Genomic DNA, 15,645 nt, shown 5'->3' with positions numbered 1-15,645 from the left:
TATGGAGAATATAAAATGAGTAAACTTGCTTTTGTTTTCCCTGGACAGGGCGCACAGAAGGTTGGTATGGGTAAGGACTTCTATGATCACTACGATGTGGCAAAGAAGCTCTTTAAAGAGGCTGATGAGGCACTTGGATATTCCATAATGAAGATGTGCTTCGAGGGGCCTGAGGAAGATTTGAAGCTGACTGCAAATACTCAGCCAGCAATTCTTACCATTAGCTGTATTGCCAATGAGATTCTGAAGGAAAATGGTGTTCAGCCTGATATTACTGGCGGTCATTCTTTAGGTGAGTATTCCGCTTTGGTTGCCGCTGGTGTACTGAAGTTTCAGGATGCTGTTGCTTTGGTACATAAGCGTGGCGAGTTCATGCAGGAGGCTGTTCCAGTAGGTGAAGGCGGCATGGCTGCTATTATTGGCGTAGATCGTGACAAGATTATTGAAATCTGTGAGGCTATCAACGCTGAGAGCCCTGTACAGGCTGTTAATCTGAACTGCCCTGGTCAGACCGTTATTGCTGGTGCAACCTTAGGCGTAGAGAAGGCTGTTGAGGAGCTGAAGGCAGCTGGTGCCAAGAAGGCCGTTATTTTGCCAGTAAGTGCTCCATTCCACAGCACACTTATGAAGCCAGCAGCTGAGAAGCTGGCTGTAGAGCTTGATAAGGTTACCATGTCTGATGCCAAGATTCCTGTAGTAGCAAATGTTAATGCTCATATTCTTACCAATGCTGATGAGATTAAGACAGCTTTGGTAGCCCAGGCTGCAAGTCCGGTTCTTTGGGAGGATTGCGTAGCCCAGATGCAGGCATTTGGTGCTGATACTCTCCTAGAGGCAGGCCCTGGCAAGACCCTCTGTGGCTTCAATCGTAGAATCGATAAGGCCATTAAGAGCCTTAATGTTGAAGATGTTGAGTCCCTAGAAAAAACGCTTGACTATTTCAAGGAGGTTCGCTAATATGCTTTTAGATGGAAAGTCTGCCCTTGTTACGGGCGGTTCCCGCGGTATTGGCCGTGCCATTGCAATCAAGCTTGCATCTGAGGGTGCTGCTGTTGCTATTAATTATGCAGGCAACGCAAAGGCTGCTGAAGAGGTTAAGTCCATTATTGAAGCAGCTGGCGGCAAGGCTATGATTGTACAGGCCGATGTATCCAACGGCGAGTCCGTTGATGCTATGATTAAGGAAGTAGTTGATACATTCGGTGGCATTGATATTCTTGTAAATAATGCCGGTATTACCCGTGATGGCCTTCTCATGAGAATGAAGGAAGAGGATTGGGATGCTGTTATTAATACTAACCTTAAGGGTGTATTCTACTGTACCAAGGCTGTTTCCAAGCTCATGATGAAGAAGCGGGCAGGCCGCATTGTAAATATGGCTTCTGTAGTTGGCCTTACTGGTAATGCCGGTCAGGCGAACTATTCTGCAGCCAAAGCTGGTGTTATTGGTTTTTCCAAGACCATGGCAAAGGAGCTTGCTTCACGTGGTATTACCGTAAATATGGTAGCACCAGGCTATATAGATACCGACATGACCTCCGTTCTTCCAGAGAATGTTCGTGAGGCTATGGTAGCCGGTATTCCACTGGGCAGAGTTGGTACACCGGAGGACGTTGCCAATGCAGTTCTGTTCCTGGTGTCTGATAATGCATCTTATGTTACTGGCCAGGTCATCAATGTTGATGGCGGCATGGTTATGTAACATAGTCTATAGATGAAACTTGTTTGAGGAGGTGAACCATACATGTCTACTTTTGAGAAAGTAAGAGATATCGTTGTTGATCAGTTAAGTGTAGATGCTGATGATGTTGCAATCGAGTCCACTTTTATCGATGATTTAGGCGCTGATTCTCTTGATATTGTTGAGCTCATCATGGCTTTTGAGGAGGAGTTCGGCATCGAAATTCCAGATAGCGCAGCTGAAAAGATTAAGACCGTTCAGGACGTTGTAACTTTCATTGACCAGAACAAATAAGCTTTTTGCGTCTTACCTTTAAGAAAGTCCCGTGAAGTTACTTCGCGGGATTTTCTAAAGAAGGTAAGTACCGCCCCATGAATGGAGGAGTAATTTTGAAGCTTCCTGAACTTAAAATTGGCGATAAAATTGCAAAGATGCCAATTATTCAAGGCGGCATGGCGATACGCTTATCTACAGGCAGACTGGCTGCAGCCGTTGCTAATCAAGGCGGTATCGGCCTGATTGCTGCATCTGGCATGACCAATGATGAGCTTCGTTATGAAATTAGGATGGCCCGTGCACTGTCAAAGGGTATTATCGGTATCAATATCATGTTTGCTGCAAAGAAATTTGCAGAGATTGTAAACACTGCTATTGATGAAGGTATTGACCTGGTTGTTGCTGGTGCAGGTTTTTCCCGTGATATATTTGGCCTTGGCCAGAAATCCGGAACTCCAGTTGTTCCAATTGTATCATCAGTAAAATTAGCGAAAATTTCTCAGCGTCTTGGCGCCGCAGCTATTATAGTTGAAGGCAAGGAGGCAGGCGGTCATCTGGGAACTGACCAGTCTATCAAGGCTATCATTCCAGATATCGTTGACGCCGTTGATATCCCTGTAATTGCTGCAGGTGGTGTTCTCCATGGCCAGGATATTGCTGATTTAATAAAAATGGGCGTAAGTGGTGTCCAGATGGGCTCCCGCTTTGCTGCCAGTGTTGAGGCCAACAGTGCCCCAGCCTTGAAAGAATATTATTTAAAGGCAAAGCCAGAGGATGTAGTGGTTATTCACAGTCCAGTAGGCTTGCCAGGCCGTGCAGTTAGAAATCCATGGGCTGCAAGAATCATGGAGGGCCCTGTACCGCCAACCCAATGCGATAACTGTCTTAAGGCTTGTAAGCATAACTTCTGCATTATCAGGGCTCTTAGCCGTGCTCAGCAGGGTGATGTTGAGACAGGTCTTGTGTTTACTGGTGAATATTTACCGACTATAGATAAGATATTGACTGTAGAAGAAATTTTCCAGCAGCTTAAGGCAGAACTTGCTGCTATTAATTGAATTGTGAGGTGTTAATTTTGTCTAATCGCGTTGTAATTACCGGCCTTGGCGTAATCAGCCCTGTTGGTACTGGCAAGGATGTATTTTGGAAGTCCCTGCTGGAAGGCAAAAACGGAATTGATAAAATTACTCGTTTTGATGCATCTGAGTACAAGTCTCAGATTGCCGGCGAGGTAAAAGATTTTGATCCAGCTGATTACATGGATAAGAAAGAGGCTAAGCGCATTGACCGCTATGCCCAGTTTGCAGTTGCTGCAGCAAAGATGGCTGTAGAGGATGCAAAGCTCGATCTTGAGGCTGAGGATTGCGACCGTATCGGTACCTTCGTAGGTAGTGGTATTGGTGGTATCGAAACCATGCATGGGCAGTATCAGAAATTGTTCGAAAAGGGACCTAGCAAGATTAGTCCGTTTTTTATTCCAATGATGATTGCCAACATGGCCTCTGGTCATGTTTCCATAGCTTTGGGTTTACGCGGCCCAAGCAGCTGCGTTGTAACTGCTTGTGCAACTGGTACTAATAACATTGGTGATGCTTTCCGCGTTCTTCAGCGTGGCGAGGCAGATGTTATGGTAGCTGGTGGTACTGAGGCAAGTATTTCTGAGGCAGCTGTAGCAGGTTTCTGCTCCATGAAGGCACTGTGTAGTGACCACAATGATGATCCAGCACATGCTTCCAGACCATTTGATGCTAACCGCAGCGGTTTCATCATGGGTGAGGGCGCTGGTATTGTAGTACTGGAGACCCTTGAGCATGCTGAAAAGCGTGGTGCTCATATCTATGCTGAGATTGTGGGCTATGCTTCCAACAATGATGCTTATCATATCACTTCTCCAGCTCCTAACGGTGAAGTGGCTGCAAAGTGCATGGCTAAGGCTCTTGCTGATGCAGGCTTGGAGGCAGCTGAGGTTGATTACATCAATGCTCATGGTACTTCCACTCATTTAAATGATGAGACTGAAACCCAGGCTATTAAGGCTGTTTGGGGCGAGCATGCAAAGGATGTTTCCGTAAGCTCCATTAAGTCCATGACTGGTCACCTTCTTGGTGCTGCCGGTGGAATTGAGTGTATTGCTACTGCTTTGTCTGTAGAAAATGATATGCTTCCACCTACCATCAATTATGAGACTCCAGATGAGGGCTTGGATCTCGATTATGTACCTAACAAGGCAAAGGCAAAGACTGTTCGCGCTGCATTGTCCAATAATCTTGGCTTTGGCGGACATAACGCTTGTATTGTATTAAAAAAATATTCTAAGTAAGAAGTTGAGTGATTTATTATGGTTGAGCGTGTGACTGCAGAACGCAGGAGGCGCTTGGAAGGACTGGCAGGTCAGCTGGGTGTGCGCTTTAGGCACATCGGCTGGCTTCATCAGGCCCTTACCCACACCTCTTATGCAAATGAGTCTCGCATTCGTGTAGAGCATAATGAACGCTTGGAGTTTTTAGGAGATGCGGTGCTGGAGCTTGCTATCAGCACCTATCTTTTTAAACATTTCCCAGAACTTCCTGAGGGAGATCTTACTAAATCCAGAGCAGCTGTCGTTTGTGAGGCAAGTCTTTCCAGTCGTGCAGCTGAGCTTAATCTGGGTGATTATCTGCTTTTGGGTCACGGAGAACAAAGCTCCGGTGGCCGCAAACGGGCTTCTATTTTGGAGGATGCCTTTGAAGCAGTAATTGGGGCAATTTATATGGACCAGGGATGGGCTTGTGCCCAGGCCTACGTCATCCGTCAGTTGGAGGAACACCTTGAACAGGTGGAAAATGGCGTATCCACAGTGAAGGATTATAAAACGATGCTTCAGGAGCTGGTTCAGCGACATGGAGAAAATAAAATCTCCTACTGCATGATTGGCTCAGATGGTCCCGATCACGCCAAAGTGTTTAAATTTGAAGTAAGGCTTAATGATGAAGTTTTAGGAATTGGAACCGGCCCAAGCAAAAAGGCCGCCGAACAGCAGGCTGCCAAGCAGGCTCTAGAAAAAATGAATAAATAATTAAAGGACTGTTGCGTTATTGGCAACAGTCCTTTATTATTAGAGGTAAGAGAACACGGTTAAATATTTCTATATGAGCGATTATTCTAATATATTGCATTATGGGAGGTAATAATATGAGGAAGCTTATTTTTTTAGGTACTGGTAATGCCATGGTTACCAAGGTATTTAACACCTGTTTTCTGATTGAGACGTCAGATGGGCAGCTGTTTTTGACTGATGCTGGTGGCGGTAACGGAATACTTCGCCAGCTGGAGATGGCAGGGGCGGACTATAATAAGCTTCACCACATGTATATTACTCATGCCCATACTGATCATATTATGGGAGCAGTTTGGGTTATCAGAAAGATTGCTTCATTGATGAACAGCAGTAAATATGATGGTGAGTTTCATGTTTATTGCCATGATGAGGTGAAGGACATCCTTCTCAGCATGTGTGAAATGATGCTGAAGCGCAAGGATTTTGAACACATTGGTGATGATATTATTATTCATGAGATCTGGGATGGTCAGGTTATTGAGCTTCCTAATTTTGATATTAATGTATTCGATATTTATTCCACCAAGGCAAAGCAGTTTGGCTATCAACTCCAGTTTAAGGAGGATAATCTTATGATGACCTGTCTGGGAGATGAGCCATTTAGTGAAGGCTGTGAGGAATATGCAAAGGGCTCTGATTGGATGCTTTCAGAGGCCTTCTGTAAATATGAGGACAGGGAGATCTTCAAGCCTTATGAGAAACATCACAGCACCTGCAAGGAGGCTGCTGAACTGGCCAAGAGCCTTGAAGTTAAAAACCTGATTCTCTATCATACTGAGGACAAGACAATAGATACTCGCAAAGCTGCATATACGGCAGAAGCAAAGCAGTATTTTGATGGCAATGTTTTTGTTCCTGATGATCTTGAAATTATCGAATTCTAATCAAAATTTAATCTTATTCTAACCGTATACATTCTGAAAAAACATATAATAGGCTAGTAAGACTAGGTACGAGTTATATAAAAGCGTATAGTTCGTACCTAGTTTGCGTTGACAATGTTTTTCTTCTGCTGTAGCATATTATAGCGGAAGTTTGTTTTATTTAATATTGTTACACAAGTTTTTTATTATTTATATGAGGAGGAATATGACTTGTTATCTAAAAAAGGTATTGTAATATGTGTCGTTGCTGTTATTGCAGCAGTTATAGGCGGCTACATGTTCCTTATGTCACAGATGGCTGGCCAGCGGCAGGGTGGGGGAGCACCTCAGGTTAAGGCGATGAATGTTATTAAGCGTGATACACCTGTTACTCTGGAATATCCGGGCACTATTATTGGCAAGGACACCACTAAGGTGACTTCCAAGGTTTCCGGTACTATTGTGGAAAAGTACATTAAGGGTGGTGACCAGGTTCAGGCCGGTCAGGCTTTGTACAGAATTGATTCCAGAACATATCAGGCTGCTCTTTTGAATGCTCAGGCTAATCTCGCCCAGGCTCAGGCAAATCTTAATAATGCTAAAGTTGATTTGGCCAGAGATCAGCAGCTTTTTGCCGCTGAGGCTATTTCTGAGCAGGTTCTGACCAATCAGCAGGCCCAGGTGAATGCCCTTGCAGCAAATGTTTCCGCTATGGAAGCACTGGTGCAGACAGCACAGCAGAATCTTGATGATACAGTAGTTTATGCTCCAATGAGCGGAAAGCTATCTGTTGATGATGTGGCAGTAGGTACTTATGCTTCTGCCGGTACTACAGCCCTGGTTACTATTGGCACCAGCAATCCTATGATGGTGCAGTTCAGTGTCAGCGAGGCTGAGTACCTTAAATATGTTGATAATTCTGTAGTTCCTGGTCAGGCTCTGCCAACTAAAAATGTTCGCATTGTTCTTTCTGATGGCAAGGAATATCCAGGCCTTGGTAATGTTGTGGCTGTTGACCGCGCTATGGAGGGCAGCACATCTTCCCTTATGCTCAAGGCGCAGTTCGATAATTCCAATGGAGTCCTGATTCCAGGCATGTTTGCCCGTGCCCGTCTGGTGGGTGATACCATCAAGGATGCCATTTTGGTTCCTCAGCGTTCCGTACAGCAGCTTTTGGGTAAATCCTTTGTTATAGTTGTTGGAGAAGGCAATAAATCCGTTGTTGTTCCTGTAGAACTTGGCGAAAGTGTAGGAAGTTATTATGTAATTAAGAGTGGTCTCAACGGCAGCGAGCAGGTTGTGGTTGAGGGACTTACAAATCTTACTGAGGGCGTAGAGATGGCAGTTACTACGGTTTCTGCAGATGACATGGGCTTCTCATTTGTTGAAAAGCACGAATAAGGGGGTAGACTGGTGTCTAAATTTTTCATACATAGACCAATATTTGCGATAGTTATATCCCTTATTATTGTTATTGGTGGTTTAATTTCTGCTTTTCAGCTTCCTATTGCCCAATATCCGCAGATTGCACCGCCAACCATATCTGTAAGTACAACATATACTGGTGCAAATGCCAAGGTAGTAAATGAAACTGTTGCCCAGATTATTGAGCAACAGGTTAACGGTGTTCAGGGTATGGATTACATGAATTCCAATGCTTCTGACTCTGGTTACTACTCCTTATCTGTTGTATTTGAGTTGGGTACTGATGGTGACATGGACGCAGTTAAGGTACAGAATGCTGTAGCTGTTGCAAATCCTACGTTGCCAGATACTGTAAAAACAGTAGGTGTTGTAACATCTAAATCTTCAAATACCATGGCCCTTATGGCGGCTCTGGTATCTCCGGAAGGAACCTTTGACAGTACCTGGATTAAAAACTATTCAGATATTTATCTGATTGATAGAATCAAACGAGTTGACGGTGTAGGCTCAGTACAGGCCTTTGGAGCTGACCATGCCCTGCGTATTTGGTTGAATCCGGATCGTTTGGCAGAGCTGAATATAACTGTAAGCGATATCACCGATGCGATTAATGAGCAGAATCTTCAGGCTCCTGCTGGTACCGTAGGTGCTTTGCCAATCCGTGACCAACAGGAAAAGCAGTTTACCGGTAAAATTGACGGTAGATTGGTTACTTCTGAAGAATTCGGCAATATCGTAATCAAGAGGGATAAGAATGGTTCCATGGTGCATCTGAAGGATGTGGCCCGGGTAGAAAAGGGTGCCAAGCAGTATGCGGTTTTCTCCAAAATGAATGGTGCTCCTAATACAGTAGCTTTTGGTATACAGCTGACAGAAGATGCTAATACCATGACTACTGTAGCCGAAGTACGTGAGATTTTGGAAGAGGCGGAAAAATCCTTCCCTCCTGATTTAAAGCTGCAGTATATCGTAGATACGACAGAATTTATCGGTTCCTCCATCAAGGAAGTAGTTGAAACCTTCGTAGAGGCTCTCTTACTGGTAGTATTGGTTGTATTTATCTTCCTTCAGAACTGGCGTGCAACCTTGATTCCATTGTTGGCTGTTCCGGTATCTCTTATTGGTACCTTTATTGCCTTTATTATTTTGGGCTTCTCCATTAATACTCTGACCCTGTTTGCTATGGTATTGGCCATAGGTCTGGTAGTTGATGATGCTATCGTAGTTATCGAGAACGTAGAGCATCACATGAGTACAGGTCTTACCCCTATTGATGCTACGGAACGAGCCATGGATGAGGTACAGGGGCCGGTAGTTGCCATTGCCTTTGTATTGGCTGCCGTATTCATACCAGTTGCTTTCTTGGGTGGTATGATGGGTGTACTGTATCGTCAGTTCGCCTTGACCATTGCAATTTCTATGGCCTTGTCGGCCTTTGTGGCGCTGACTCTTACACCGGCCTTATGTGCCATGATCCTTAAACCAGTGGATTATGATGCCAAGCAGGAAAGGGATAGCAGTGTATTAGACAGATTCTTTAAAAAGTTTAATGACAAGTTCAATGAAATTCGCATCAGCTACCAGGGTGTAGTTGGCTGGTTCATTGGAAATGCCAAGTATGCGGTAATACTCATAGTTATTATAACGGGTCTTACTGGACTGCTTTATAAGATTGTGCCTAGTACCTTCGTTCCGGACGAGGACCAGGGGTATTATGCAATTTCCGTATCCCTGCCAGAGGGTACATCTATAAATCAGACATCCATTACAATGGATAATGTATCCACTGCGGTAAAGGGAATGGATGGTATTGAAAATGTTATTGCCATCACTGGTTTTGATATTTTCTCCTTTGGTACTAAATCAAATGCCGGAACTATGTTCGTCGGCTTGAAAAATTGGGATGAACGAACCACACCTGATTTGTCCATTAATGCTCTTATTGGAAAAACCTTTGCTGTAGGTGCTAAGGTTGCCCCAGAGGCCCAGGTTGTAGCATTCAATATGCCGGCGTTGCCAGGTCTTGGTAACGTAGGTGGTTGGCAGATGGAGCTTCAGGATTTGTCTGGTCACACCGATGAAGAATTAAATGAGGTTTCTCAGCAAATCGTGGCTGCTGCAAATAAGCGGCCTGAGCTGCAGGGTGTCCGTTCAACCTTTAAGGTAAATTCTCCTATAGTACAGTATGATATTGACCGTGATAAAGCTAAGAGCCTTGGGGTTAAGCTGTCTGATATCTTTAATACAATGCAGGTATTTTATGGCGGTAATCAGATAAATGACTTTAATGAATTCGGCCGAAGCTACAAGGTTATGCTGCAGGCGGATAAGGCATATCGTACTGCTGCTGATGACATGCGCTTTATGTTTGTCCGCAACAGCTCTGGCGAGATGATTCCTTTGGAGTCATTGCTTACTCCAAGAATGAGTACAGCCCCTTCTATTGTACATCGTTTCAATGCTTCCAAGGCTGTATCCTTCCAGGGTAATGCCGCCAGTGGTTACTCATCTGGTCAGGCTATTGCTGCAATGGAAGAAATTGTAAATGAAGTTGCTCCTAACGGTTACCATATTGAGTGGTCCGGTCAGGCCCGTGAGGAAATCAAGAGTGGCGATTCTACCGGTAAAGTATTGGCTTTGGCCCTTGTCTTTGTATTCCTTTGTCTGGCAGCTCTCTATGAAAGCTGGAGTGTACCATTTGCCGTTATTCTTTGTGTACCAGTAGGTATATTTGGTGCCCTGTTCTCAGAGCTGTTCATGAGCCTTGTGGAAACCTTGACCGTGGGCCCTAATTCCGGTCTTCAGAACAGTGTATATATGCAGATTGGTGTTATCATGCTTATCGGTTTGTCGGCCAAGAATGCAATTCTGATTGTAGAGTTCGCCAAGGCCCGTGCAGATATGGGAATGAATCCATTGAAGGCCGCCATTGAGGCAGCCGGCCTTCGACTTCGTCCGATTCTCATGACTTCTTTTGCGTTCATTATCGGATGCTTGCCACTGGCAATTGCTTCCGGCGCCGGTGCAGCAGCCCGTAATGGTATGGGTGTGGCTGTAGTTGGTGGTATGCTGTTTGCCACCTTTATCGGTATATTCATTATTCCGGCTTTTTACATCATAACTGTTCGTTTTGCTGATATGGTGGGCTGGAATAAAAAACACAAGAAGGAACATGACAAGAAGTTTGTATAATTTCATAATTGCCTATTAATAAAAATGAAGCTGTTTTCAATAAACGGCTTCATTTTTTAATTAAAAAGAGATATAATATAAATATAATAAACAGATGGTCAATAATTATACCAACTCAACAATGGGTATTGTATTAAAAACTTTTGTTTGGTATAATACATAACAGTGATATGAAAATATCGAATACATATTCTAAAAAATAATCATGTTAATATAGAAGGGAGTTTAATATTAATGGAGAAGGAAGAAGCGTTAAAAAGTGCGTTGAAGCAGATTGAAAAGGATTACGGTAAGGGTGCTATTATGCGTCTTGGCGATGCTGCCAACAACATGAACGTGGAGGTTATTCCTACAGGTATCCTACCGTTAGATATAGCCTTAGGTGTAGGCGGTATTCCTCGTGGACGTATCATTGAGATTTATGGTCCGGAATCATCTGGTAAAACCACAGTTACTTTGCACATGATTGCCGAGGCACAGAAAAATGGTGGTATTGCGGCATTTATTGATGCGGAGCATGCGTTAGATCCTGTATATGCCAAGAAGCTGGGGGTAGATATTGATAACCTGTTGATTTCCCAGCCGGATACCGGTGAGCAGGCCCTGGAGATTGCTGAAGCCCTTGTTCGCAGTGGTGCCATTGACATTATTGTAGTGGATTCCGTAGCGGCTTTGGTACCAAAGGCTGAAATAGAAGGCGAAATGGGTGATGCCCATGTGGGACTTTTAGCTCGTCTTATGAGTCAGGCTATGCGCAAACTTACAGGTGTTATCAGCAAGTCCCGTACTACGGCTATATTCATTAACCAGATTCGTGAGAAGGTCGGCGTTATGTATGGTAATCCTGAGGTTACCACTGGTGGTCGTGCATTGAAATTCTATGCCTCTGTTCGTCTTGATGTACGAAAATATGATACTGTCAAGCAGGGAACCAATGTATTGGGGAACAGAACCAGAGTCAAGGTTGTAAAGAATAAGGTGGCTCCACCGTTTAAGGTTGCTGAGTTTGATATTATGTATGGTGAAGGTGTGTCCCGTGAAAGCAGCCTTATAGATATCGCAGCTGATTTGGAAATCCTCCAGAAGAGCGGCTCTTGGTATTCTTACAATGATACTCGCCTGGGTCAGGGTAAGGACACTGTTAAGGAGATTTTGAGAAATCAGCCAGAGCTCTTTGAGGAAATAGAAGGTAAGGTTCATGAAATGCTGAAGGATGAAGCTGTTTTGCAGAAGCTGACTTCACCAAGCAAGAAGTCTAAGGCTGGCAGTGATGATTAATAAAACCTCCCGTGGCAAAAATAGCCCTAAGCCATCGGCAAAGGCCAAGGCGGTGGATTTACTCTCCAGAAGTGATCAAAGCGTAAGACGGCTTACGGAAAAGCTCACAAGAAAGGAATACAGTGAGGACGAGATTAAGGAGACTATAGAGTGGCTTCAGGGCAAGCACTATATAGATGACGAGGCGGGCTGCAGAAGGCGCTTTGAATACCTGTATGAGTCCTCCAGCTATAGTGTGAAGCAGATTTGCGCAAAGCTGATGCAAAAGGGTTATGACAGTAGTCTGGTCCGTTCCTGTGTTCCTGATGACATATATACTAGGGAGCTTGAAAAGGCAGGCAGAGTAGTAAGGAGCAGATTTAAGCCTGGGGCAGATTTGCGGAAAATGCAGCAGTATATGTATGGCAAGGGATTTGACTACAGTGCTGCCAGAGATGCCATTGATGATTATCGCCAGGAGTGGCCTGAGGAAGATGAATAACGATTTTTAGGGGATTGCCTTAGGCAGTCTCCTTTATTTTTCCATTTAGGATGGAAAAATTTGTATAACTGGGGTATAATGTTCTAGACTAAAATTGAAGGAGGCTAAAGCTCTTGGCAAACGAAATGATACTGGTATTGGATTTTGGTGGTCAGTATAATCAGCTGATTGCCCGTCGTGTTCGTGAATGTAATGTATACTGTGAGGTTCACCCTAATACTTTAAGCATCGGGAAGATTAAGGAAATGAACCCTAAAGGCATTATTTTTACTGGCGGTCCAAACAGCGTATATAAACCTGAGTCTGCTACCATTAGCACTGAAATATTTGAATTGGGTGTGCCTGTTCTGGGTATTTGCTATGGTTCCCAGCTCATTGCCCATCTTCTTGGAGGCAAGGTGGACACCGCCCCTGTTAGTGAGTATGGCAAGACAGAGGTTGCTATCAAGAGTTCTTCTTCAAAATTATTTGATGGCGTTTCCAGCAAGACTATCTGTTGGATGAGTCATACCGATTATATTTCCAAGGCTCCTGAGGGCTTTGAGATTACCGCTGATACTCCTGTATGCCCTGTAGCTGGTATGGAGGATGAAAAGCGTAAGATTTATGCTGTACAGTTCCATCCAGAGGTCCTTCATTCCGTTGAAGGCTCCAAGATGCTCAGTAACTTTGTCTACAAGGTTTGTGAATGTGCCGGTGACTGGCGCATGGATTCCTTTGTGGCAACTACTATTAAGCAGCTGAAGGAGAAGATCGGTAGCGGCAAGGCACTGTGTGCTCTCTCCGGTGGCGTAGATTCCTCTGTGGCAGCTGTTCTTCTTTCTAAGGCTATTGGCAAGCAGCTTACCTGTGTATTCGTTGACCACGGCCTTCTCCGTAAGGATGAAGGGGATCAGGTGGAGGCTGTCTTTGGCCCAGATGGTCCTTATGATTTGAACTTTATTAGAGTAAATGCCCAGGAGCGCTTCTATGAAAAGCTGAAGGGCGTGACAGAGCCAGAGGCAAAGCGTAAGATTATCGGTGAGGAGTTTATTCGGGTATTTGAAGAAGAGGCCAAGAAAATTGGTGCAGTGGACTTCCTGGTACAGGGTACTATTTACCCGGATGTAATTGAGAGTGGCCTTGGAAAATCTGCCGTTATAAAATCCCATCATAATGTGGGTGGCTTGCCAGATTATGTAGACTTTAAGGAAATTGTGGAGCCACTTCGTTTGTTGTTCAAGGACGAGGTAAGAAAGGCAGGCCGTGAGCTGGAGATTCCGGAATATCTGGTAAATCGTCAGCCGTTCCCAGGTCCTGGCCTTGGTATTCGTATTATTGGCGAGGTAACTGCTGAGAAGGTTAAAATCGTTCAGGATGCTGACGCAATTTATCGTGAGGAAATTGCCAAGGCCGGGGTGGACAAGAACCTGGGTCAGTACTTTGCAGCACTCACCAATATGCGCTCTGTAGGTGTAATGGGTGACTTCAGAACTTACGATTATGCTATTGCCCTTAGAGCTGTAATGACCAGTGACTTTATGACCGCCGAAAGCGCCCAGATTCCATGGGAGGTGCTTCATAAGGTAACAAACAGAATAGTAAACGAGGTAAAGGGTGTAAACCGTGTAATGTACGATTGCACCAGCAAACCACCTGCTACTATTGAGTTTGAGTAAAATAAAATCCCGCAAGAATTGTAATGAAATTCTTGCGGGATTTTTTCGTGGCAGAAGGGATTGATGTGGTGAAAATAGAATAGGATGGAGTAGAAATGTGTACTGATGTAAAGGGGGCTATTAACATGCTGTTTATATGTTATCCAAAATGTACCACCTGTCAGAAGGCAAGGAAGTGGTTGGAGGAACATAAAATGCAATATACTGAAAGAAATATTGCTACTAACAATCCTACCTATGAGGAGCTTAAGACATGGCATGAGAAGAGTGGACTGCCATTAAAGAGATTCTTTAATACCAGTGGCATGATATATAGGGAAATGCAGCTGAAGGATAAGCTGCCTTCTATGAGCGAGGAAGAACAGCTAAAATTATTGGCAACGGATGGTATGTTGGTAAAACGGCCTATTTTAATTACTGAAGATAAGGTTCTGGTGGGTTTTAAGGAAGCTGATTGGGATACTTTGGAGAGAAGTTTACAAGGATAATTTTTTTGTTAGACTGAAAAATAGACAAAGAAGCTAAAATATGATAAAATCACAATAGGGAATTTGTATACTAAATTATTGCCATATAGGATATGTTTGTTTTCAAGGATGAAAGGTGGATGACTTATGGCTATGACAATTAATTCACTGATAAACAACAATTACAGTTTCAGCCAGTTTGCTCAAAATTACGGCATATCTTCCAATAGCAAAAAGTCTGTAAATCAGAATACCGCTATATCTGCAATGTGGAACAATTATGCCAATAATCAGAGTAGCGGTGTTGGTTTCAATGCTGCTGATATTTATGGTATAAAGGAAAGTGCCCGGGAGCTTCTTTCTTCCTACGAGAGTACCAGAAAAGATTTCAATGAGGATTTCAGCTCCAAGATGGATGACCTTTCCAGTTCATTAAAAACTTTGAAATCAACTGATTTTAACGTAGGTAAGGATGCTTTGACAACGAAGGATGTTACCACCACTGATAAGGACGGCAAGACCACTACCAGCACCCAGACCGAGATGAGCGATGGTCTGAAGACTGCCCTGAAGAACGTAAAGGACTTCGTAAGCAGCTACAATGACACTGTTAGCTTTATGAAGGACAATGCTGCTATTTCCAAGCGTATGGGCCGGGTAAGTGAGATGTTTGCTGATACTTCTTATCGTGCTTCAAATTATAACAGCATTGGTATCAGTGTAGGCAAGGATGGCAGTCTTACCGTAGATGAGGACAAGCTGGCTAATGCCATTACCAATTCTCCAGATAAGGTATCCCGTATCATGGGCAAGGATGGCTTGGCAGGGAAGACAGAGTCCCATATCAGTGCCGCTAATGCCCAGAAGGATAAGCTGTTCCCATCTGTTGAGTCCCTTTTTGGCAAGGAGCTAAAAACGGCTCAGGTTTATACCGGCAGTGCAATGCTTCGTATGAACGGCTATGCCAATGTTGGTAACTTCTTTAATATGCTTTGGTAAAATGTAAAATAAAGAGTATGTCAAAATAAAAACGGTATTCGGGTTTTCCGGATACCGTTTTAAAATGCCAAAATTTATAACGCCATTGTTCAAATTTTTCTTCTTTAGAAGAAAAATCTTCCAATTAGCGTTTCCCTAAAGGACTAACTCACTTCGTTCGTGTCGCAACGAGCTGGGAGATATGCTCACCAGCTGTTGTAGTTTGTTTTCCCCCACCTAAAGAGGAAG

At 43.9% G+C, this 15,645-nt stretch carries 14 protein-coding genes; all 14 read left to right on the top strand.

Features of this window, described 5'->3' with window-relative positions; genetic code table 11:
- Nucleotides 1-15 precede the first annotated feature (15 nt).
- The 14 genes from fabD to fliD all read left to right on the top strand — a co-directional run bounded on the left by fabD (nucleotide 16) and on the right by fliD (nucleotide 15,417).
- The gene (gene fabD, locus B6K08_RS02375) at nucleotides 16-957 is read left to right on the top strand and encodes an ACP S-malonyltransferase (RefSeq protein WP_039209374.1); all 942 of its coding nucleotides are present in this window, start codon (nucleotides 16-18) and stop codon (nucleotides 955-957) included.
- Between the two features lies 1 nt (nucleotide 958).
- A complete protein-coding gene (gene fabG, locus B6K08_RS02370) occupies nucleotides 959-1,702 on the top strand; it encodes a 3-oxoacyl-[acyl-carrier-protein] reductase (RefSeq protein ID WP_039209372.1) in 744 nt (247 codons plus the stop codon).
- Between the two features lie 42 nt (nucleotides 1,703-1,744).
- Entirely contained in the window at nucleotides 1,745-1,975 is a 231-nt protein-coding gene (locus tag B6K08_RS02365) for an acyl carrier protein (protein ID WP_027396405.1), read from the top strand.
- Nucleotides 1,976-2,070: 95 nt separating this feature from the next.
- Nucleotides 2,071-3,015: an NAD(P)H-dependent flavin oxidoreductase gene (locus tag B6K08_RS02360; RefSeq protein ID WP_039209369.1), complete on the top strand. Its 945-nt coding sequence runs from the start codon at nucleotides 2,071-2,073 to the stop codon at nucleotides 3,013-3,015.
- Nucleotides 3,016-3,032: 17 nt separating this feature from the next.
- Nucleotides 3,033-4,277 carry a beta-ketoacyl-ACP synthase II gene (gene fabF / locus B6K08_RS02355; RefSeq protein ID WP_039209367.1) on the top strand — a complete coding sequence of 415 codons (1,245 nt, stop codon included), beginning with the start codon at nucleotides 3,033-3,035 and terminating at the stop codon, nucleotides 4,275-4,277.
- 18 nt (nucleotides 4,278-4,295) lie between these two features.
- Nucleotides 4,296-5,012 (top strand): ribonuclease III, encoded by a 717-nt coding sequence (gene rnc, locus B6K08_RS02350; protein WP_027396408.1) that lies wholly within the window; start codon nucleotides 4,296-4,298, stop codon nucleotides 5,010-5,012.
- Between the two features lie 116 nt (nucleotides 5,013-5,128).
- Nucleotides 5,129-5,938: an MBL fold metallo-hydrolase gene (locus B6K08_RS02345; RefSeq protein ID WP_039209364.1), complete on the top strand. Its 810-nt coding sequence runs from the start codon at nucleotides 5,129-5,131 to the stop codon at nucleotides 5,936-5,938.
- Between the two features lie 276 nt (nucleotides 5,939-6,214).
- Nucleotides 6,215-7,318, top strand: coding sequence for an efflux RND transporter periplasmic adaptor subunit (locus B6K08_RS02340; RefSeq protein WP_080325350.1), 1,104 nt, complete (start codon nucleotides 6,215-6,217; stop codon nucleotides 7,316-7,318).
- Nucleotides 7,319-7,330: 12 nt separating this feature from the next.
- Nucleotides 7,331-10,534, top strand: coding sequence for an efflux RND transporter permease subunit (locus tag B6K08_RS02335; protein ID WP_039209360.1), 3,204 nt, complete (start codon nucleotides 7,331-7,333; stop codon nucleotides 10,532-10,534).
- A gap of 234 nt (nucleotides 10,535-10,768) precedes the next feature.
- Nucleotides 10,769-11,812 carry a recombinase RecA gene (gene recA / locus B6K08_RS02330; RefSeq protein WP_027396411.1) on the top strand — a complete coding sequence of 348 codons (1,044 nt, stop codon included), beginning with the start codon at nucleotides 10,769-10,771 and terminating at the stop codon, nucleotides 11,810-11,812.
- Nucleotides 11,805-12,293 (top strand): regulatory protein RecX, encoded by a 489-nt coding sequence (locus B6K08_RS02325; protein WP_039211064.1) that lies wholly within the window; start codon nucleotides 11,805-11,807, stop codon nucleotides 12,291-12,293. Before recA ends, B6K08_RS02325 begins: the two co-directional genes overlap by 8 nt.
- A gap of 125 nt (nucleotides 12,294-12,418) precedes the next feature.
- Nucleotides 12,419-13,951: a glutamine-hydrolyzing GMP synthase gene (guaA, locus tag B6K08_RS02320; protein WP_039211079.1), complete on the top strand. Its 1,533-nt coding sequence runs from the start codon at nucleotides 12,419-12,421 to the stop codon at nucleotides 13,949-13,951.
- Nucleotides 13,952-14,046: 95 nt separating this feature from the next.
- Nucleotides 14,047-14,439, top strand: a complete 393-nt coding sequence (locus B6K08_RS02315; RefSeq protein WP_200810376.1) for an arsenate reductase family protein — start codon at nucleotides 14,047-14,049, stop codon at nucleotides 14,437-14,439.
- Nucleotides 14,440-14,565: 126 nt separating this feature from the next.
- Nucleotides 14,566-15,417, top strand: coding sequence for a flagellar filament capping protein FliD (fliD, locus tag B6K08_RS02310; protein WP_080325263.1), 852 nt, complete (start codon nucleotides 14,566-14,568; stop codon nucleotides 15,415-15,417).
- The last annotated feature ends 228 nt before the right edge of the window (nucleotides 15,418-15,645 follow it).

It is taken from the genome of Anaerovibrio lipolyticus DSM 3074, from assembly GCF_900141865.1.
In the GTDB taxonomy this organism is placed as follows: Bacteria; Bacillota; Negativicutes; order Selenomonadales; family Selenomonadaceae; genus Anaerovibrio; species Anaerovibrio lipolyticus.
This window is presented reverse-complemented; position numbering and strand designations above follow the sequence as displayed.

What these genes read in the sequence shown, in the direction of transcription:
- fabD (WP_039209374.1), top strand. Translation starts at nt 16, where the DNA reads ATGAGTAAACTTGCTTTTGTTTTCCCTGGACAGGGCGCACAGAAGGTT.
- fabG (WP_039209372.1), top strand. Translation starts at nt 959, where the DNA reads ATGCTTTTAGATGGAAAGTCTGCCCTTGTTACGGGCGGTTCCCGCGGT.
- B6K08_RS02365 (WP_027396405.1), top strand. Translation starts at nt 1,745, where the DNA reads ATGTCTACTTTTGAGAAAGTAAGAGATATCGTTGTTGATCAGTTAAGT.
- rnc (WP_027396408.1), top strand. Translation starts at nt 4,296, where the DNA reads ATGGTTGAGCGTGTGACTGCAGAACGCAGGAGGCGCTTGGAAGGACTG.
- B6K08_RS02345 (WP_039209364.1), top strand. Translation starts at nt 5,129, where the DNA reads ATGAGGAAGCTTATTTTTTTAGGTACTGGTAATGCCATGGTTACCAAG.
- B6K08_RS02340 (WP_080325350.1), top strand. Translation starts at nt 6,215, where the DNA reads ATGTTCCTTATGTCACAGATGGCTGGCCAGCGGCAGGGTGGGGGAGCA.
- recA (WP_027396411.1), top strand. Translation starts at nt 10,769, where the DNA reads ATGGAGAAGGAAGAAGCGTTAAAAAGTGCGTTGAAGCAGATTGAAAAG.
- B6K08_RS02325 (WP_039211064.1), top strand. Translation starts at nt 11,805, where the DNA reads ATGATTAATAAAACCTCCCGTGGCAAAAATAGCCCTAAGCCATCGGCA.
- guaA (WP_039211079.1), top strand. Translation starts at nt 12,419, where the DNA reads ATGATACTGGTATTGGATTTTGGTGGTCAGTATAATCAGCTGATTGCC.
- B6K08_RS02315 (WP_200810376.1), top strand. Translation starts at nt 14,047, where the DNA reads ATGTGTACTGATGTAAAGGGGGCTATTAACATGCTGTTTATATGTTAT.
- fliD (WP_080325263.1), top strand. Translation starts at nt 14,566, where the DNA reads ATGGCTATGACAATTAATTCACTGATAAACAACAATTACAGTTTCAGC.